This is a genomic window from Notoacmeibacter ruber (assembly GCF_003668555.1).
Lineage (GTDB): Bacteria > Pseudomonadota > Alphaproteobacteria > Rhizobiales > Rhizobiaceae > Notoacmeibacter > Notoacmeibacter ruber.
On sequence record NZ_RCWN01000001.1, the window covers coordinates 2,227,303 to 2,246,142 of the forward strand.

Below are 18,840 nucleotides of genomic sequence, written 5' to 3' on the forward strand. Positions count from 1 at the left end.
TAATCACTGGCAAACGTCAGGGAGCAGCATGTGCCCCCTGCCACTCGCTGGGCGACAGGCCGGTAATGCGTCGAAATTCACGGTTGAAGTTGGACTTGGTGGCAAACCCGCTCGCATAAATGGTTTCGGTGACAGGCGTGCCCTGACGCAACAGCACGCAGGCATGGCGAATTCGATAGTCATTGACGTATCGGGAGACGTTCTCACCCGTATGGCGATTGATCGTCGCGGATAGTGCCTTGATCGGAACGTGGATGCGATGCGCCAGACGCGTCAGCGTCAGATCGGCATCCAGGTAAAGCTCCTCGTCTCTCAACAGGTGATCGAGACGCTCCATCATCTGCCTGTCTTCGGCATCGGTTTCGGGAAGCGAAGACGCAGGCTCGTCGTCGAATGTCTCACTCGCCTCTCCCAAGCCGTCGCTCGTCAGGCCCAGCGCGGCAATTGCAAGGAGGGCCAGCGAGGAAAACGAACTGACGATCAAAGCGCGCAGATCAGGGCGATCATTTGCCATCGCGACGGCAACCAGACCGTCACTGAGGGCCGAAAGAATCAAGGCCGCAGCCAATGCCTGCCAGACATGGACCGGCACACCCCCGCTCTCTATCCGAGCGAGCGGCAGGTCGCCCGACTGGCGCTTCAACACGAGCAGAATGGCAACGCCGTAGCCAACAAAAATTGCAATCACGACTGCATCGACAGTCATCGGCGCGAAAGCGACGCAAAAGGCGGTGAAGGCGGGCGCGAGGAAGTGCGCTGCATCCTGCTTCGGACGAAGGGTTCGAAAGAGCGAGGTCCGAAAGGCGACCCAGGCGAGCGGCGGGATGAATGTCGCTGTCACCGGCGCGATCGGTCTGATGGCGACCCCGTAATAATGGACCAGCGATATCACCAGTCCCTGCAAAGCGCAGGCGGCGAGCAGGGCCCAGTACACGTAAAGCCGTGAGCCTTTGATCATCAGACGAAGAAGCAGATAGGCGACGATAAGCGAGACGATGAGGGGGATGGGTAGGGTAATCATGAAAAGCCTGAAACGCAGAAGTCTCCACTTCTTCGTTCTTTAACCGGTTCGTGACGACCTGAAACCCGTTTCAGGACGCGTATTTCTGCCAATTGCGCAATGTCGGCTATCCACATCACGAAAAGGAAACTGCCGATGCGAACTTTTATCGCCGCCACACTAGCTCTCATCATGACAAATGCAGCCTCAGCCGACCCCGTCGCCGGTTACGACCGGCTGGACGTTCGCGTCTCACACCGCGCTTATCCCGTCGGAGCGTCCGTCTGGTATCCGGCCGGCCGCGAAACCTACGTGATCAAAATCGGTGACAACCCCATATTCAAGGGCACACCCGCCTATGTGGGCGCAGCAGTCGCTGAGGGCCGCTTCCCTCTCATCCTCTTTTCCCATGGCTCGGGCGGCAACATGGATAACGCCGCATGGCTCTCTTCCGCCCTCGCCGCAAAGGGCGCGATGGTCCTCGCCGTCAATCATCCCGGCAGCACTTCGGGCGACTCTTCACCGCGTCGATCGGTCCATCTGGACGAAAGGGCCTCCGACCTTTCCGGCGCGCTGGATGCCCTCCTCGCCGACCCGGCCTTTGCGCCTCATATCGATCGCAGCCGCATCGTCGCGGTCGGCTTTTCGCTGGGAGGCGCGACGGCACTCAATCTGGCAGGTCTGCGCTATCAGAAAGCACCGGAGCATCCCTACTGCGAAGGTACGGCAAATCGGGATGACTGCATTTTCTTCGCCAATGGCGGCATCGACTTCACGGATCTGCCTGATGGCTTCAGCGCCGATATGCGCGATGAGAGAGTGACTGGGGCCGTCGCCATCGACCCCGCCTTTACGGAAATCGCCGATCGGCGCAGCGTAGATGAAATGCAGCTTCCCATCGCTCTCATCAACCTAGGAGACGAGCATCGCCTCGCTCCGGTGGACGTCAGCGAAAATGGCAGCGATCTCGTCCATCGTCTGCCTGATGCGACATACTCAGTCCTTGCGCCAGCAGTGCATTTCACGTTTCTGGCCCCATGCAAGGATGCCGGCGCTGAACTACTCGCGGCGGACGATGACGACCCTGTCTGCGACGACCCTGCCGGGACCGATCGTGAGAAGGTTCATCGGCAGATCGCCGAAAAGATCGCTCATTTCGTTGGCCTGTAGGACCATGGCACCGCGGGTCGCCGTGCCAGACATCCGCCGCCTCAGAGAAGATCCTGCAGGATCGGGATAAGCGGTTCATCGGCCGGAGGCATTGCATAATCACGCAGCGCCTTCGGCCGAACCCATTTGATGGCTTGGCCTTCCCGGCCCCGCGGCGTTCCCGAAAAGCGCCGACAGACGTAAAGCGGCATCAGAAGATGGAAATCGTCATAAGCGTGAGAGGCAAAGGTCAGCGGGGCAAGGCACGCTGTCTGCGTCACGACGCCGAGTTCCTCATCAAGCTCCCGGATGAGAGCCTCCTCCGGCCGTTCACCCTGCTCCACCTTGCCACCGGGAAACTCCCAGAGACCCGCCAGCGCCTTGCCTTCCGGCCGCTGCGTCAGGAGCACGCGACCGTCTGCATCGACCAATGCACAGGCGACGACGAGAAGAAGACGCGGGTCACTCACGCACCGTCCTCCGGTGCGCGCATATAGAAATAATCATAGACGGGCTCGAAGCCGAGCGAGCGCGACAGCGCCACCGAAGCCTTGTTTTCGACTTCCACCTGTTCCCAGACACCGGCGGCCTTGCGTTTCTTCGCCCAGGAAAGAACGCCACGCATCAGCTCTCCGCCGAGCCCCTCGCCCCTAAGGTCCTCGCTGACATTCAACTCGAAACAGCCGATCATGTCGCCCTGGCGCACACAGATGACGCTGGCCACCGGCCCGGCATCCTTCTCCAGAAGAAAAAGGAAGTTTGGCGGCTCGATCCTCGACAGGACAGCCCGGAGGTTGTCACCGCGCCGGATGGATTGTGCGCCGATCACCTCATGCGCGGCGACAAATTCGTCTGCCTTCACGCGGCGCAATCCCGGCGCATCGAGATCGTCCCAATCCCCGACGTCGCGTGAGTAGATCGAAACCCGACTCTCCGGCGTCCAGTCCCGCTCGGACAGCGCATCGACGATGCGCTGCGATGCAAGGGGTGCGATCAGAAAGCGCGGCGTCTTGCCAGCGCGTCCAAAACGTTCGACCGCCCTATCGATCCGCGATGCGATGTCCGCATCGTCGCTTGGATCGAGCGGCGTGACGCAGTTCTGCCGTTTCGCCGCGCAGTCGCTCGATAGCCGCAGCGCCCAAGCGCCATCATAATGCAGGGTTTCAGCAGGCCACGCCTGCGCACCGGCCGCCGTGAAACGGCGCGCAACGGTCAGAGGAGCCGTGGGGACCGTATATCGTGCCATGAAAAGCGCCTGTCAGCTTCTATAATCGCCGTTGATCGCGACATATTCCTTCGTCAGGTCACAGGTCCAGATCGTAGCAGACCCGTTGCCGATATTGAGATCGGCCGTAATGACGATCGTGTCGTTCTTCATGTAATCGGATGTTTCCGCTTCGGAGTAGGACGGATCACGCTCCCCTTCAAAAGCCACGCGAATATCGCCGAAATAGACGGCCAGCCGGTCTCGATCGGCCGGTTCACCGGCCTTTCCGACAGCCATGACCACCCGGCCCCAATTCGCATCCTCGCCCGCCACGGCGGTCTTCACGAGAGGCGAATTGGCAATCGAAAGGGCGACCTTGCGAGCGGAATCCGCACTCTGCGCCCCCTTTACCCGGACCTCAATCTCCTTGCGCGCGCCTTCACCGTCGCGGACGATCTGGCGGGCCAGATCTTTCAGCATGGCGTCGAGCGCCTGACGGAACGGGCCCAGGCGCTCATCATCGGCTTCGGTGATGCGCGGCGCGCCGTTCTCTGCCGCGGCGCCGGTCGCAAAGAGAAGGAGGGTGTCGGACGTCGAAGTGTCACTGTCCACGGTGACCGAGTTAAAGCTGCCTCCTACGCTTTCGGCAATAAGAACCTGGAGAACCGGAGCGTCGATCGGCGCATCCGTTGCCACGAAGGACAGCATGGTCGCCATATCCGGCGCGATCATGCCGGCGCCTTTGGCAATTCCGTTCAACGTCACGATATGGTCGCCGAGCGCGACCGTCGCGGTAGCGTATTTGGGATAGGTATCGGTTGTCATGATGGCTTCGCCGGCTTCCAGCCAGCGATCGGTTTGCGCACTCTCCACCATGCCGTCGAGAAGACCGGAGAACCGGTCCGCTGCCAGAGGCTCGCCAATCACCCCGGTCGAAGCGAGAAAGACTTCTGTTGGCGAACAGCCGATCGCCTTCGCGGCCGCAAAGGCAGTCACTTCCGTCGCTTCGCGGCCTTTGCGGCCGGTAAAGGCGTTTGCATTGCCGGAATTGACAACGAGAATCCGAGCCGTGCCGTGCTTCAGATTGGCCCGGCAGAAATCGACCGGCGCAGACGGGCAGCGCGACTTTGTAAAGGTGCCCGCAACCTGCGTGCCTTCCGCAAAAGCCATGATCATCAGATCCGTTCGGCCGCGATATTTGATCCCGGCCTCCTCGGTGGCGATGGTCACGCCTTCTATGGGAGGCATGGCAGGTGTCGTTTTCGGCGCGAGCGGAGAAACTGGGTGGCTCATATATGAACTTTCAATGAAGGCCGGTCATGGCCAATATGGCGGCAAGACTTGCCCGAGCGGGAAACAACATGCAAGCCGAAGCGGCCGAAAGCGGCCAAAGAAAAAGCCGGCACAGTTTGATGCCGGCTTCTTCATTTCCAATAAGATAGAACAGGCCGAAGGCTTACTGCTCTTCCGTGCTCTTGCTCTCTTCCAGCGCGTTCAGCTCCTCCTCGAGAGCCGGATCACCGACCTCGATTTTGGCCGCCGCACGCGCGTCCTTCACCGTCTCGGTGTAACGCTTGACCAGCAATTCGCTGCGAAGCTGATCCTTGATCTGCTCGAAGGCCGGCGGCTCGGCGTTACGCTTATCCTCGACCTTGATGACGTGATAGCCGAACTGCGTCTTTACCGGCTCCTCGGTAATGGAGCCCGGTTCAAGCGCGAAGGCAGCCTCTTCGAACTCAGGCACCATCTGGCCGGCACGGAAGTAGCCGAGATCGCCGCCGCTCGGGCCCGATGGGCCGGTGCTCTTTTCCTTGGCCACCGTTTCGAAATCGGCGCCGCCTTCAATCTCTTGGATGACCTGGCGGGCTTCGTCTTCGGTTTTCACGAGAATATGACGCGCATGGACTTCCTGCTGTTCCGGCATGTCCGAGACACGCTCATCGTAAAGCGCCTTGAGGTCTTCGTCCGTGATCTCCTCGGCCAGTTCCTTCTGCATGTAGAAGCCGTGCAGCGCACGCTCGGTCATGAAGGCGATGCTGCTCTGGAACTCTTCGTCCTTGTCGAGGTCCGCTTCGCGCGCCTTGTCCGCCATCAGCCTGATCTCGATCAGGGCGGCGAGGGCCGCCGCGTCGCGCTTGTCTTCCGGGATACGTGCGAATTGCGGGCCGAGTTCGCCCATCGCCATTTCAAGCTGCTGACGGGTGATGGGCGATCCGTTGATCGTCGCAACCGTCTCGGCTTCGTCCTGGGCCAGAACTGGCGAGGACAGACCAGCGGCCAGAACGGCGCCGGCGAGAAAGGTTCGGGCGGGACGGAATAAAAACATGAAAGGCTCCGGATTGATTGAATGGCCCTGTCGAGAGCATCCCGAACGGGACCATTCCCGGACCATCGCCCGCCTTGTGCGAGCGTTGACATCACATAGGGCCACTCTTATCTCTCCGCCACCAGCGCGTCCACCCGGCCTACGGGCCTTTTGGATTGCGATTTGGAAAGGTTTTCAGCGTCACCGCGGCCCCGCGCGGCAGGCCACGCCCGCCCTTACACGGCGGCGGCAAAAGGCCGGACGCAACAGGAAGAGGCGCGGGGCGGAAAGGACCAAGATGGTCAGTCTCGGCGGTTTCGCGACAAAACTCTTTGGATCATCCAATGATCGTCGCATCAAGAAGCTTCATCCTCTCGTCGACAAAGTAAACGGTCTCGAAGACGAGATTGCTGTTCTCTCCGACGACGAACTCAAGGCAAAGACGGATGAATTCCGTAAGCGGCTGGAGGATGGAGAATCGCTCGACGATCTCTTGCCGGAAGCATTCGCCGTCGCCCGGGAAGCATCCAAGCGTGTTCTGGGCATGCGGCCATTCGATGTTCAGATCATCGGCGCCAAGATTCTGCACGAAGGTTCGATCGCGGAGATGAGAACAGGCGAAGGCAAGACGCTGGTCGCGACCCTTGCCGTCTATCTGAACGCGCTGGAAGGCAAAGGCGTTCACGTCGTCACCGTGAACGATTATCTGGCCAGCCGTGACGCCGAGCAGATGGGGCGCCTTTACGGCTTCCTCGGCATGAGTACGGGCGTCATCGTTCATGGAATGAACGACGATCAGCGCCGCGAGGCTTACACCTGCGACATCACCTATGGCACCAACAACGAACTCGGCTTCGACTATCTGCGCGACAACATGAAATATGAGCGTGGGCAGATGGTTCAACGCGGCCATCGCTACGCCATCGTCGACGAGGTAGACTCCATCCTGATCGATGAAGCCCGGACGCCGCTCATCATTTCCGGCCCGCTCGATGACAAGTCGGACCTCTACGTCAAAGTGAACGCCCTCATTCCGAACCTGACCGAGGAGGATTTCGAGGTCGACGAGAAGCAACGCACCGCGACCTTTACGGAGGAAGGCACGGAGAAGATGGAGAACCTGCTCCGCGACGCCGGCCTGATGCAGGGTAATGGGCTTTACGATGTGGAGAATGTGGCGCTCGTCCACCACGCCAACAACGCGCTGCGCGCCCACAAGCTCTTCACCCGCGACAAGGACTACATGGTCAATCGCGGCGAGATCGTCATCGTCGACGAGTTTACCGGCCGCCAGATGCCGGGGCGCCGGTTCTCCGAGGGCCTCCACCAGGCGCTGGAAGCCAAGGAGCAGGTCGATATCCAGCCGGAAAACCAGACGCTGGCCTCGGTTACCTTCCAGAATTATTTCCGCATGTATGACAAGCTGGCAGGCATGACCGGCACAGCCGTGACCGAGGCGGAGGAGTTCGGCAATATTTACGGTCTGGACGTCGCCGAAGTGCCGACCAACCTGCCGATCATTCGCGCCGACGAGGATGATGAGGTCTACCGTACGGCAGAGGAAAAATTCGCCGCGATCGTCGAAGAGATCAAGGCGGCCAAGGAAAAGGGGCAGCCGACCCTCGTCGGCACGACCTCGATCGAAAAGAGCGAATATTTGGCCCAGCGGCTGAGAGAAGCCGGCTTGAAAGAGTTTGAAGTTCTGAATGCGCGCCAGCACGAACGCGAAGCGTTCATCGTCGCGCAGGCCGGTGTTCCGGGATCGATCACCATCGCGACGAACATGGCGGGCCGCGGTACCGATATTCAGCTTGGCGGCAATCTTGAAATGCGTCTCGCCGAAGAGCTCAAAGAGATGCCGGAGGGCGAAGAGCGGAAAGCCGCCGAAGAGCGCATCCGCAACGAAGTCGCCGAATTGAAGAAGAAGGCGCTTGAGGCCGGTGGTCTCTATGTGCTGGCCACCGAACGCCATGAAAGCCGGCGCATCGACAATCAGCTGCGCGGCCGCTCCGGCCGTCAGGGCGATCCGGGCCGCTCGAAATTCTATCTGTCCCTTCAGGACGATCTGATGCGCATCTTCGGCTCCGAACGCATGGATGGCATGCTTCAGAAGCTCGGGCTTCAGGAAGGCGAAGCAATTATCCATCCGTGGATCAACAAGGCCCTGGAGAAGGCGCAGAAGAAGGTCGAAGCCCGCAACTTCGATATTCGCAAGAACCTTCTCAAATACGACGATGTGATGAACGACCAGCGCAAGGTCGTTTTCGAGCAGCGCCTCGACCTGATGGATGGCGAGGACCTGACCGAGACGATCAATGAGATGCGTGAAGAAGTCGTCGAGGATATGGTCCAGCGGCACATTCCCGAGAACGCCTATGCGGAGAGCTGGGACATTACGGGTCTGAAGCAGGAAGTCGAGGAAGCGCTGAACCTGGATCTGCCCATTCAGGAATGGGTCGAGGAAGACGGCATCGCCGAAGATGATATTCGCGAACGCATTCTTGCAGCGGCCAAGGCCGCGGCGGATGAGCGGTCAGACCGTTTCGGGCCGGATGTCCGCACCTATGTGGAGAAGAGCATTCTCCTGCAGACCCTCGATCATCTGTGGCGGGAGCATCTGGTTAATCTCGACCATCTTCGCTCGGTAATCGGGTTTCGCGGTTATGCCCAGCGCGACCCGCTTCAGGAATACAAGGGAGAAGCCTTCGAACTCTTCCAGGGCATGCTTGGTAATCTGCGCCGCATGACGACGCAGCAGCTCATGCGTATCCAGATCCGCGCGACCAGCGAGCAGGAAGAGCAGCTCGAGGGCGACGGGGTTCCCGAAGGAGCCGAGCCTCACCATCTGGACATGATGACCGGTGAAGACGATGCGGGCGACGAAGGGGGTTCCATGCGGTGGTCGGACGCTCACGCGGTCTCTGCCAGCGACGATGAAACCGCTGATCCGGACGGATGGGGCAAGGTGGGCCGCAATGAGCCCTGCCCTTGCGGTTCAGGCAAGAAATTCAAGCATTGCCACGGGGCGTTCGTCTGAAAGCGCTTTCCGCAAACAAAAAACCCCGCCTCTGAGCGGGGTTTTTCTTTATCGGTTTGACGCGTTGGCTCAGGATACGAGCTTGGCCGCGATCTCGGCAACGTGCTTGCCCTGAAAACGGGCACCGGCCAATTCGGTTTCGCTTGGCTGACGCTGTCCCTGTCCGCCGGCAATGGTGGTCGCGCCATAGGGGCTTCCACCGGCAACTTCGTCCAGCGTCAACTGGCCCGGGAAGGAATAGGGCAGCCCGACGACCACCATGCCAAGGTGGAGCAGCGAGGTGTGGAAGGAGGTCAGTGTCGTTTCCTGGCCACCATGCTGCGATGCGGTGGACGTGAAGACCGAACCGACCTTGCCGACCAGCTTGCCTTCCGCCCAAAGTCCGCCGGTCTGATCGAGAAACTGGCGCATCTGCGCGCACATATTGCCGTAACGCGTGGGTGTGCCGAAAATCACCGCATCGTAATCGGCAAGATCACCCGGCTCCGCCAGTTCGCCAACGAGGTCCGTTTTAAAACCGGCGCTTTCGACAACGTGCTGGGGTGCGGTTTCGGCGACATGCTTGATTGTGACATCGGCTCCGGCTTCACGCGCGCCATCCGCGATGGCCTGCGCCATCGTTTCCACATGTCCATAGCTCGAATAATAAAGCACGAGCACTTTAGCCATTGATTTTCCTTTCGCTTCATTGGCCGGCCGGTGCCGGTATGGGAATGCGGGGCTGGCTAAACCGAATGGCGCGTGCGCGCGAGACATGCTTCGGCAAACGGATCGTTCAATGATCCGGGGGTATTCACCTTGACCGAAGCAGCCAGACGTTGAGCAGCTGCCGGCCCTTCAACAGCCTATTAAGTCTTATCGCCTACATATTGGGGCAGTGATTGAAAATCTGGGTAACGAACTTGCGACTATCCGCCGAACTGACAGCGGAGCGTATTCTTCCGGCGCGCCTCGGCGCGGCCGCACGGCCCTTTGCGCAAAAACTCGACCACATTCTCTATGGAGAAGGCGAAAAAGCGCGCGCCGGCCGCGTTGCGCTTACGACCTTTGCCGTGCGCCTCGCAGCTGCGGTGCTGGCCTATTTCAGTCAGGTTCTGCTGGCCCGCTGGATGGGAAGCTTCGAATACGGTGTCTTCACCTTCGTATGGGTGACGATGATCATCCTCGGCAATCTCGCCTGTCTCGGTTTTCACACCGCGATCATCCGCTTTGCGCCGCAATATCAGGAAGAGCAGGACAATTCACGACTGAAGGGCATTCTCCGTTTCGGACAGTGGATGTCTTTTCTGCTGCCTCTCTTCGTTGGCCTTGCTGGCATGGCGATCGTCTGGGCATCACGCGGCCTGATGGATGGCTACTGGGTGCTGCCCTTTATCGTGGCCTTCGCATCCGTGCCGTTTCTGGGGCTGAGTGACTTTCACCAAGGCCTGGCGCGTTCTCAGGGCTGGGGCCTTTTGTCGATGGTGCCCACCTTCCTGATCCGTCCCTTTTTCATTGTTGCGGGCACAGCGCTGGCGCTTTGGCTGGGCATGGAACCCGTGGCACTGACGGCTGTCGGTGCTGCGGTGATTGCAACCTTTCTTGCCACCGCCATCCAACAGGCCATCGTCCCCCGTCGCCTGCTCGGGGGGATCCAGACCTCGGTACCACGCTACGAGCCGCGTCTGTGGTTTGGCGTGGCTTTGCCCATATTTCTGGTGGAAGGCTTCTTTGCGCTGCTCACCAATGCCGACGTTCTGATGGTCGGTCTGGTGCTCCAGCCACAAGACGTCGCGGTCTACTTTGCCACGGTCAAGACGATCGTCCTCGTCCACTTCGTCTATTTCGCCGTCAAGGCAGCCGTCGCCCAGCGTTATGTTCGTCTGGCCAGCCGCGCCGACAGCGCGGAAGAGCTGGCCGCATTTGCGCGCGAAACAGTCGTCTGGACGTTCTGGCCTTCACTCCTGATGAGCGCCATTGTTCTGGCGATGGGACCTTTCCTGCTCGCCCTCTTTGGCGAAAACTTTATCCAGGGCTATCCGCTTTTGTTCGTCCTGTTGGCTGGCGTCTGCTGCCGCGCCGCTGTGGGTCCGGCCGAAAGCCTTTTGTCGATGACCGGCCATCAGAATATCTGTGCCACGCTTTATGCAGCGGTCCTGGCCGTCAACATAGCGCTAAACATCATTCTTCTGCCGATTATCGGCCTTTGGGGCGCAGCGATCGCGACGGCCATCGCGATCGCTTTCGAGGCCTGTATGCTGGCCTATGTGGTTCGTGATCGCTTCGGTTTCTGGATGGTGGTCCAAGGTTTGCCGAATTTCCGCACGGTCATGCCGCCGGGAACTCAGCCATGACCGTCACGACCCATCCGGTACTCGAGGCAAGCGAGCGGGCGAAATTGAGCGATCAGGTTCTCGATACGCTCATGGCCCTTCCGGGCTGGAAGCCGAAGCATCATGCCATGCTCGCCTCCGAACTGCCGGAGGTCGATCGCCGCCTCTCGATCTATCCGGCTTCAGCCGGTTTCGAACTGCTGGATGAACTCGATTATCTGGCCTCACGGTCGATCGAGCGGAACGTGTTCTTCGAGCCGCGCTACCTTGCGCCGGCCATGCCACGCCTGGATGATCGGGAGGTGTTTCTCGCCGTCCTTCGCGACGAAGACAAGACGCGCTCACGTCTACGTTTCCTGCTGCCCTATTCGATCGAGCGGCCCGGCCTCGGGATCGGGCCTAGCGTCATTCGCGGGTGGACGACGCCGTTCGGCCCGGCAGGCGCACCGCTTATCGATAGCGACGAGCCGGTCCAGATCATGAACGCCGCCTTTTCTCTTCTGGCGCAGAAGAATCTCAAACTGCCAAACGTCATGGTACTGCCGGACATGCCTTTGGACGGACCCGCTGCCGCGGCAATACGCACCGCAGCGATCTCTTCCGATCTGCCGATCAGCATCATGGAAGGCGAAGCACGACCCGTCCTCCAGGCGACAGGCGATCCCGACGAGTATTTCGCCAAGGCAATCAGCGGCCACCATCGCCGAAATTACAACAGGCTGCGCCGCCGTCTTCAGGAACGCGGCACGGTGAGTTTCGACATTATACGTCAGCCGGACGAAATCCGGCAGGCGACGGAAACCTTTCTCACGCTCGAACTGATGAGCTGGAAGGGAAAAGTCCGTTCCGCAATGGCTTCGGATCGCTATCAGGCCGCCTTTGCCCGGGAAGCGATCTACAGGCTCGCGGAACGCGACATGGTCCGTATCGCGACGCTGAAGCTGGATGGTGAAACCATCGCCTCGCTCATCGTGCTGCTGGCGGGCGGCACGGCCTATACGTGGAAAACGGCCTTCGACGAAACACTCAAGGACTTTTCACCCGGTGTCCTTCTGATGATCGACACGACCGAATATCTGATCGACGATCCAAACATCGTTCAGGCTGATAGCTGCGCCACGGAGAACCACTCCGTTATGAGCCGCCTTTGGAATGAAAAGAGGACCTACGGCACCTTCGTCGTGGGATTGACGCCGGGCTCCGATCGCGCCGTCAACCAGACGTCGCGCCAATTGCATCTCTATCGCGGTACGAGAAACATCGCCCGCGATCTGCGTGACCGCATTCGAAGGGTCCGTCGCTGAAACCGAACTATTTGTCGGGGGTGACGTCCTTCATCAGACGTTCGTCAATATTATCGAGATGCGTCAGCTCTTCATGGCCGAAATGGTCGAGGATCATGTTGAGATTGCGCCTGTTGGCCTTGTAGACGGCATCGAACACGTCGCCCACGATCGGAACGGCGCCGATCACGTAATCAAGTCCGACATTGCCCAGCATGCGGGTCAGCTTGTGCCCTGGAATACCGAGCTTGCGTGCTTCGTTGACGATCCAGAGCGAAACCACGACCGCCGCTGTGTCACCGACACCCGGCACCAGGCCGACGATGGAGTCGGCTCCCAACCGGAAGCCACCGGGCAGGCGGATGGCTGTGTCCATGAGACGGGCCGCGCGGGCCACCCTGCGCAATCGCCGCGTCCGCTCCAGCCGTTCGGTTTCGTCCATCGCTGCCAACTCCCTTTCTTTGTGCACCCATATGGGCGGGATTGGAGAAGCGACCACCGGGCAGCAGATATCCGTCCTTCAAGGCAGAATAGGAAGTAAGAGGGCACGCCGATCACCGGCTTGGCTGGCAAAAGGATGGTCCACGAGTATCAGATTGGGCGATCCTGTTCCGCATGTTCCATCAGACCGACAATATAACGGGCAAAGATCCAGCTGGAGGGCAGGCCAAGCACGATACCCCCAATGGCGGCCCAGACCGGCGAGATGACGGGCAAACCGGCCCAGGAGCCGATCAGTGAAGCGAAGAAGAGGTTGACACCCACAGCGCCCGCCCCGAAAGGCCAGAGGATCATGGCAAGGTGCGCCGTTCTGCTCATGGCCGGCGACGCACGGTGTAATGAACAAGCGCGAGACCGGCGACCAGAGCCGCCGCCGCCAGCGCGAACCAGAATTCAGCCGTTGCCGATTGCGCCTGGGGGATCGGCCGGTCGAATTCGGCGGCCAGCACATTTGCGGGTAGCAGTATGAATGCTGTCGTCAGATAGCGAAGCATATCAGTTCTCCACGGTCAGTCTTCGATAAATCTCCGGCAAAGCCATGGTCAGCCGCTGCGGATGAGGCAGAAGGTGAAACCCGCCTCGCCCGAAAATCCGAGCGAACCAGTCCTGCCCGTCCTCATCCACCACGATGCCATGCACGATCTGCCCGTTGCGGCGTGCTTCGGCCACGGCTACGCGGCTATCCTCAATGCCGTGCTGCCCCTCATAATGATCCAGATCATTGGGCTTGCCATCGGTAAGGACGATCAGGAGCCGACGGGCCGACTTTTCTTCGGAAAGATGGTGGCTGGCATGGCGGATGGCCGCGCCCAGACGCGTGTAATAGCCGGGCTTCAAAGCGCCGATACGGTCGGTTGCCGCCTGGTTCATGGGCTGGTCGAACCCTTTGATCCTCGTCACAAACACCCGATTACGGCGCAGCGAGGAAAACCCCCAAATGCCAAGCCTGTCGCCTGCTGCATCGATCCCGCCGGCCAGAACGGCCAATGCTTCGCGGGCGACTTCAATGACGGATATATCGCCGACTGTTGCCTCCGTTGAACGGGACGTATCGATCAGGAAGGCGACCGAAAGATCGCGTTCCACCTGTCGCGACGATTGCCAGATGCGATCGCTGCCCTGTCCTGTCGCGGCGAGATCGGCGCGAGCTGCAATCAGTGCGTCGATATCAAGTTCGGTGCCATCGATCTGGCAAGGCTGCATGATGCGGCGCGGTCGCAAGACCTCAAACTGCCGGCGAACAGCGCGCAGACGTTTCGCATCCGGTTGAAAGGTCAGATCCGTCGCCGGGGCGACCTCGGCTTCCAGCACGCGGCAATGGTCATCCATGTAGCTGCGTGAGCGATAATTCCATTCGGGATAGGTGTATTGAGCAGACAAGCGCTCATGGTCGGCATCGGCTGGCGAAAGGTCCAGATGCAGACGAAGCCGTGTCGCGGCCCGCTTGTCGTTCCGTGTAAGCGTGATGTTGTCCTGATCGTCGGCCGCTTTCTGTGCGTTCTCGTCATCATCATCATCGACACTTCGGTTGAGGTTCATCGATTCCACCCAACTGAGAATCGATTCGAAGCGGTGAACGATCAGGTTGTCCTTGCGATTCGCCTGATCGAGATCGCGGCGGAAGGCCATTTTACGCGATGCGGTCGGCGCGTTCGGAGGCGGACTTCCCGCCTCGTCCGTGGTCTCCTGCGAAGGCGCACCGCTACAAGGCGATGAGAGATGCAGCCAGAGCGGAACGGGCACGAACGACATCCGCCCTCCGCCTCCCCCGTCATCCATGCGGGTCATGGGATTTACCGTTTCACCGGCGAGGCGGCTGCGGATAACCGCTTCGACCACAGCTTCTTTCGGCGGCAGCGAAAACCGCGGGCGATTGGCCAGAACCTTCGCGACCATCTCGGTGTAACGGCCAAAAAGACCCGGGCATAGGTCGCGGACACGTTCGGTGAGCGCCGTATTAATCGCAATCTGCAACTCGTCGCAGTCAGACTGCGGCAGATCCTCGAACCGGCAGACGGCCGCCATGGCGGTCAGCCAAAAATAGGCGGCGCGGTTCTGCGAAGGGTCGTCGAAACAGTCGAGTTGGGGGGGCAGTCTCAGGCACTCGCCATCGAACCCCGCCTGATAGAATGTTTCGCGGCCTGTGCCGATGCGACGCCGAAGAGAGCGGCGATGGCGCACCGGCAACGGAGCCGCTTCGCGCAGTTCGGTTCCCTTTGCTCCGCCAAGAGCCCGGAAGAAGATGGCAAGGCCAGGCTGCAACGATGAAAGTGCCACCACAGCATCCGGAAAGACGGGCGACAAGCCGAGGCGGCTCGCATAATCATGCCAGAGATTTCCGACAGTCTCTTCCGGCTCCATCAAGTCGAATGGGCTGATGATCATGGCCGCTAACCGTAGATGGTGGCGACGAGTTCGCGGAGCGCGGTCTTGACGTCCTCGTCATCGGTCAAGGGCTCGATCACCGCCACGTCCAATGAACGTTCCACGGCCATACCGGAAGCCATCAGCGTGGCGGCATAGATCAGAAGGCGCGTCGAGACACCCTCCTCGAGATCCATGCCGGAGAGGTTGCGGATATGGCCGCCCAGCCGGACCAGCGGAGCGACTCTGGCTGTGTCGAGACCACTCTCCTGCGCAACGACGGCGATCTCGTCCTCCGGAGCGGGAAAGTCGAACGTGCACGAGAGAAAGCGCTGCCGTGTGGAGGGTTTCATTCGCTTCAGAACGTTCTGATAGCCGGGATTGTAGCTCGCCACGAGCATGAAACCGGCAGGCGCCCGCAACTCCTCACCCGTCCTGTCGATCATCAGCGTGCGCCGATTGTCGGTCAGCGGGTGAAGAACGACCGTAACGTCCTTTCTCGCCTCCACGATCTCGTCGAGATAGCAGATCGCCCCTTCACGAACGGCACGGGTGAGCGGGCCATCCACCCATTCGGTCTCGCCGCCGCGCAGGAGATACCGGCCGATCAGATCGGCAGCCGAAAGATCGTCGTGACAGGCCACCGTGTAGAGCGGGCGCTGCAGCCGGGCGGCCATATGTTCGACGAACCGGGTTTTCCCGCAGCCGGTCGGCCCCTTCAAAAGAAGGGGCAAACCGTTTGTGTGAGCCATTTCGAAAATGGTGCATTCATTGCCGGTCGGCCGGTAATAGGGAATGCTGTCTTTCTGCATTGCAAGGCTCATGAGGTCACTCCGCCGGCAGAGGATCGGAGCGCGACGGCGCGGGATTCGACGAGCCAGGCTTGATGACCTCTTTACGCCGGACCACGAGAAGCGCGTAGATGAAGAGGCAGGCTCCAATCACCACGGCGAGGCCGGAGCCCCAGCGCATCACGTAGAAGATCGTCAGACTGTCCTGCACCTCCATGTAGCTCTCGCCAAGCACGCGTTGCATATGGGTCTGGATCGTCCCCGCGAAGGTCAGCGTGAACGTCATGAACGCCATGCCGCCGGTCATCAGCCAGAATGCGGCCATGTTCAGCACCTGGTTATAGGGCTGGCGCTCTCTCAACAGCGGCATGGCGTAGGAGAACATGGCCAGGTTGAGAGCGACGTAGGCACCATAGAAGGCGAGGTGTCCGTGAGCCGCGGTAATCTGCGTGCCATGGCTGTAGAAATTCACCCCGTGCAGCGTGTGAAGAAAGCCCCAGACGCCGGCGCCGAAGAAAGCGACGGTGCTGGCACCCAGCGACCAGAGGAGGGCCGCCTTGTTCGGGTGATTGCGCCGGCCTTTCCAGACCATGACGAAGGCGAAGGACATCATCAGGAAGAAGGGTGCGACTTCGAAAGTGGAGAAGATGGAGCCAAGCCACTGCCAGTAACCCGGCGTGCCGATCCAGTAATAATGGTGGCCCGTTCCCAGAATGCCGGAGAACAGCGCGGTTGCCACGATGACGTAAAGCCACTTCTCAACTACCTCCCGGTCGACGCCCGTCAGCTTCAGCAGGATGAAGGCGAGAATCGAGGCCATCACCAGTTCCCAGGTCGCTTCGACCCACAGATGAACCACGAACCACCAGTACATCTTGTCCAGGCTCAGATTCTCCGGATTGACGAAGGCGAAGATCCACAGCAGCGACAAAAGCCAGAGCCCCATCAGAAGAACGTTCGTGATGGCGGTCTTGCGGCCCTGCAGAACGGTCATCGTGACGTTGACGAGGAACATGACCGCCGCAACGAGAATGCCGATCCGAACCCAGAGCGGCTGCTCCAGAAATTCACGCCCGCCATGGACCTTGAAGCCATAGCTGATCACGGCGCCGAGCGTGCCCACCACCAGGATGACCAGCTGGATATAGGCCAGTTTCGGCGACCAGATTTCGCGTTCGCTTTCCTCCGGGATAAGGAAATAAGCCGCACCGAAAAAGCCGAGCAGAAGCCAGACGATCAATGCGTTCGTATGGACCATGCGCAGAATGTGGAACGGCAGGATGTCCGACAGGAAATGAGGCGAGACATAGACCCATCCTGCGGTGAGCCCCATCAGAACCTGAACGGCAAACAGGGCGAGCGCGCACAATATGTACGGGTAGGCGATTTTTTGAGTCTGATATTTCATTTCTCTGATCCTCAACCGGCATCGTTGGGCGGCCAGCCCTGAAGATTCGTCTGATCTGCCCAGCGCAGAAATTCCGCCAGGCCGCGCTTGTCTTCTTCGGTCAGTTCGAAATGCGGCATCTGTCGGCGCCCCTCGATTCCGCTGGGCTGCGCCTCGATCCAGGCATCCAGAATTTCGTAGGCGGCTTCGGGGTCGTCCTGCACACCCCAGCGGGTCATCACATTGCCGAGCTCGGGCGCGAAGTAGGCCCCCTCGCCGTGCAATGTGTGGCAGTTGATGCAGCTATTGCGCTCCCAGACCGCTTTGCCGTGCGCTACGGCCTCGGTCAGGGGTGCGCCGGCTGTTGATGTGTTGACGATGTAGTAGTGGCTATGAACAGCCAGGGCGATGAACACGGCGACGAAGAAGAGCGAGCCTCCGTAGAATATGTTCCGTGCCCGCGATTTGGTGAGCACCTCGGCCATCGCTGGCCTCCTTTTCCGGTTGCGACTGCCGGCTTTCTAGTCAGAGCTCAGGAAGACGAGTTTGCGCTACCGCAACCTTCACAGCGATCGCAGGGACAAGGAGGCGAAAGAACCTGCCGACGGAAGCACCGGGCGGCAGTCAGCGGTAGAATCAAGATGCGATAGGCATCGTGCGAGCGCACACCCTACAAACCGTGCACGGCTTACGCAGGAAATGTTCAATGGATGCGGAAATGGTGCCCCTGGCCGGACTCGAACCAGCACGCCTTGCGGCAATCGATTTTGAGTCGATCGCGTCTACCAATTCCGCCACAGGGGCAACGCGCCGGCAACTATATGGGCCGGGGGTCCTTCGTCAACCGGCTTGATGCTGGACACGCGGCCTTGCAGACAATAGGGCAGAGACCCGACACGTCTCGACGGATAGATCGATGCTGCGACGCCTCTATGACTGGACGATGGGATTGGCCCGGACACGCCATGCCGACAAGGCTCTGGCTGCCGTCAGTTTTGCCGAAAGTTCGATCTTTCCGATTCCGCCCGACGCATTGCTCATCCCAATGGTTTTGGGCCGGCGCGACCGCTGGATCTATCTTGCGGCGATCTGCACCATTGCCTCGGTCCTCGGCGCTTTTCTCGGCTACGCGATCGGCGCCTTTTTCATGGAGATCGTCGGCGATCCGATCCTCCGGTTCTACGGCAAGGCCGACAGTTTCGAGCGCATTCAGGAACTTTATAATGAATGGGGCGGCTGGGGCGTGCTGTTCGCCGCGGTCACCCCCTTCCCCTACAAGGTGCTGACGATTTTCTCCGGCGCGACAGGGCTGAATATCGCGGTCTTCACCGTCGTCTCCATCATCGGGCGCTCCGCGCGCTTTTTCCTTGTCGCCTGGCTTCTGGGCCGCTACGGCGAACCCTTACAACAATTCATCGAGCGCTGGCTGAATTGGCTTTTCCTCGCCTTCATGCTCCTGCTGATCGGTGGTTTCCTGTCGATCAAGTTCCTGTTCTAGGGGAGT

17 protein-coding genes, 1 tRNA gene and 2 pseudogenes are annotated in these 18,840 nt (G+C 60.1%); 6 read left to right on the top strand and 14 right to left on the bottom strand.

The genetic code is table 11. The features are described 5' to 3' along the window. Window positions 1-16 precede the first annotated feature (16 nt). Window positions 17-1,021, bottom strand: coding sequence for a helix-turn-helix domain-containing protein (locus tag D8780_RS10550; protein WP_121645546.1), 1,005 nt, complete (start codon window positions 1,019-1,021; stop codon window positions 17-19). Between the two features lie 135 nt (window positions 1,022-1,156). Here D8780_RS10550 and D8780_RS10555 point away from each other — a divergent pair, with 135 nt between their 5' ends. Then, window positions 1,157-2,170: an alpha/beta hydrolase family protein gene (locus D8780_RS10555; RefSeq protein WP_121645547.1), complete on the top strand. Its 1,014-nt coding sequence runs from the start codon at window positions 1,157-1,159 to the stop codon at window positions 2,168-2,170. A 41-nt stretch (window positions 2,171-2,211) separates the two neighbouring features. Here the strand turns inward: D8780_RS10555 and mutT are convergent, their stop codons facing one another. From mutT to D8780_RS10575, 4 genes are all read right to left on the bottom strand, one after another. Continuing rightward, window positions 2,212-2,619, bottom strand: a complete 408-nt coding sequence (gene mutT / locus D8780_RS10560) for an 8-oxo-dGTP diphosphatase MutT (RefSeq protein WP_121645548.1) — start codon at window positions 2,617-2,619, stop codon at window positions 2,212-2,214. Further along, window positions 2,616-3,395, bottom strand: coding sequence for a GNAT family N-acetyltransferase (locus D8780_RS10565; RefSeq protein ID WP_121645549.1), 780 nt, complete (start codon window positions 3,393-3,395; stop codon window positions 2,616-2,618). Before D8780_RS10565 ends, mutT begins: the two co-directional genes overlap by 4 nt. 12 nt (window positions 3,396-3,407) lie before the next feature. Beyond that, window positions 3,408-4,649, bottom strand: coding sequence for a bifunctional glutamate N-acetyltransferase/amino-acid acetyltransferase ArgJ (gene argJ / locus D8780_RS10570; protein WP_121645550.1), 1,242 nt, complete (start codon window positions 4,647-4,649; stop codon window positions 3,408-3,410). A 163-nt stretch (window positions 4,650-4,812) separates the two neighbouring features. Further along, window positions 4,813-5,682: a peptidylprolyl isomerase gene (locus D8780_RS10575; protein WP_121645551.1), complete on the bottom strand. Its 870-nt coding sequence runs from the start codon at window positions 5,680-5,682 to the stop codon at window positions 4,813-4,815. A 277-nt stretch (window positions 5,683-5,959) separates the two neighbouring features. Here D8780_RS10575 and secA point away from each other — a divergent pair. After that, window positions 5,960-8,432 (top strand): annotated as a pseudogene (gene secA / locus D8780_RS10580) (preprotein translocase subunit SecA); the annotation flags it as partial. Between the two features lie 176 nt (window positions 8,433-8,608). Continuing rightward, window positions 8,609-8,698, top strand: a pseudogene (locus tag D8780_RS16055) (SEC-C metal-binding domain-containing protein); the annotation flags it as partial. A gap of 69 nt (window positions 8,699-8,767) precedes the next feature. Here D8780_RS16055 and wrbA read toward each other — a convergent pair. Further along, entirely contained in the window at window positions 8,768-9,367 is a 600-nt protein-coding gene (gene wrbA / locus D8780_RS10585; protein ID WP_121645553.1) for an NAD(P)H:quinone oxidoreductase, read from the bottom strand. Between the two features lie 233 nt (window positions 9,368-9,600). On the opposite strand from wrbA, the gene D8780_RS10590 reads away from it, so the two are divergent. Together D8780_RS10590 and D8780_RS10595 are read left to right on the top strand one after the other, a co-directional pair. Then, window positions 9,601-11,031: a lipopolysaccharide biosynthesis protein gene (locus tag D8780_RS10590; RefSeq protein ID WP_121645554.1), complete on the top strand. Its 1,431-nt coding sequence runs from the start codon at window positions 9,601-9,603 to the stop codon at window positions 11,029-11,031. Further along, the gene (locus D8780_RS10595) at window positions 11,028-12,314 is read left to right on the top strand and encodes a GNAT family N-acetyltransferase (RefSeq protein WP_121645555.1); all 1,287 of its coding nucleotides are present in this window, start codon (window positions 11,028-11,030) and stop codon (window positions 12,312-12,314) included. The genes D8780_RS10590 and D8780_RS10595 overlap by 4 nt, the downstream gene beginning before the upstream one ends. A 7-nt stretch (window positions 12,315-12,321) precedes the next feature. Here the strand turns inward: D8780_RS10595 and D8780_RS10600 are convergent, their stop codons facing one another. The 8 genes from D8780_RS10600 to D8780_RS10635 form a co-directional block, all read right to left on the bottom strand. Further along, window positions 12,322-12,735 (bottom strand): DUF4112 domain-containing protein, encoded by a 414-nt coding sequence (locus D8780_RS10600; RefSeq protein ID WP_121645556.1) that lies wholly within the window; start codon window positions 12,733-12,735, stop codon window positions 12,322-12,324. 149 nt (window positions 12,736-12,884) lie between these two features. Beyond that, on the bottom strand, window positions 12,885-13,088 hold the full coding sequence (locus D8780_RS10605) for a hypothetical protein (protein WP_199699593.1): 204 nt from the start codon (window positions 13,086-13,088) through the stop codon (window positions 12,885-12,887). A 20-nt stretch (window positions 13,089-13,108) separates the two neighbouring features. Further along, entirely contained in the window at window positions 13,109-13,288 is a 180-nt protein-coding gene (locus D8780_RS10610; RefSeq protein ID WP_121645558.1) for a hypothetical protein, read from the bottom strand. Window position 13,289: 1 nt separating this feature from the next. After that, a complete protein-coding gene (locus D8780_RS10615; protein ID WP_121645559.1) occupies window positions 13,290-15,179 on the bottom strand; it encodes a nitric oxide reductase activation protein NorD in 1,890 nt (629 codons plus the stop codon). A gap of 5 nt (window positions 15,180-15,184) precedes the next feature. Next, window positions 15,185-15,982 (bottom strand): CbbQ/NirQ/NorQ/GpvN family protein, encoded by a 798-nt coding sequence (locus D8780_RS10620; RefSeq protein WP_121645560.1) that lies wholly within the window; start codon window positions 15,980-15,982, stop codon window positions 15,185-15,187. Between the two features lie 4 nt (window positions 15,983-15,986). Beyond that, a complete protein-coding gene (locus D8780_RS10625; RefSeq protein WP_121645561.1) occupies window positions 15,987-17,357 on the bottom strand; it encodes a cbb3-type cytochrome c oxidase subunit I in 1,371 nt (456 codons plus the stop codon). An 11-nt stretch (window positions 17,358-17,368) separates the two neighbouring features. Next, on the bottom strand, window positions 17,369-17,821 hold the full coding sequence (locus D8780_RS10630; RefSeq protein ID WP_121645562.1) for a c-type cytochrome: 453 nt from the start codon (window positions 17,819-17,821) through the stop codon (window positions 17,369-17,371). Between the two features lie 234 nt (window positions 17,822-18,055). Beyond that, window positions 18,056-18,140: transfer RNA gene (locus D8780_RS10635), tRNA-Leu, on the bottom strand. Window positions 18,141-18,252: 112 nt separating this feature from the next. Here D8780_RS10635 and D8780_RS10640 point away from each other — a divergent pair. Then, window positions 18,253-18,834, top strand: a complete 582-nt coding sequence (locus tag D8780_RS10640; protein ID WP_121645563.1) for a YqaA family protein — start codon at window positions 18,253-18,255, stop codon at window positions 18,832-18,834. Window positions 18,835-18,840: the final 6 nt, after the last annotated feature.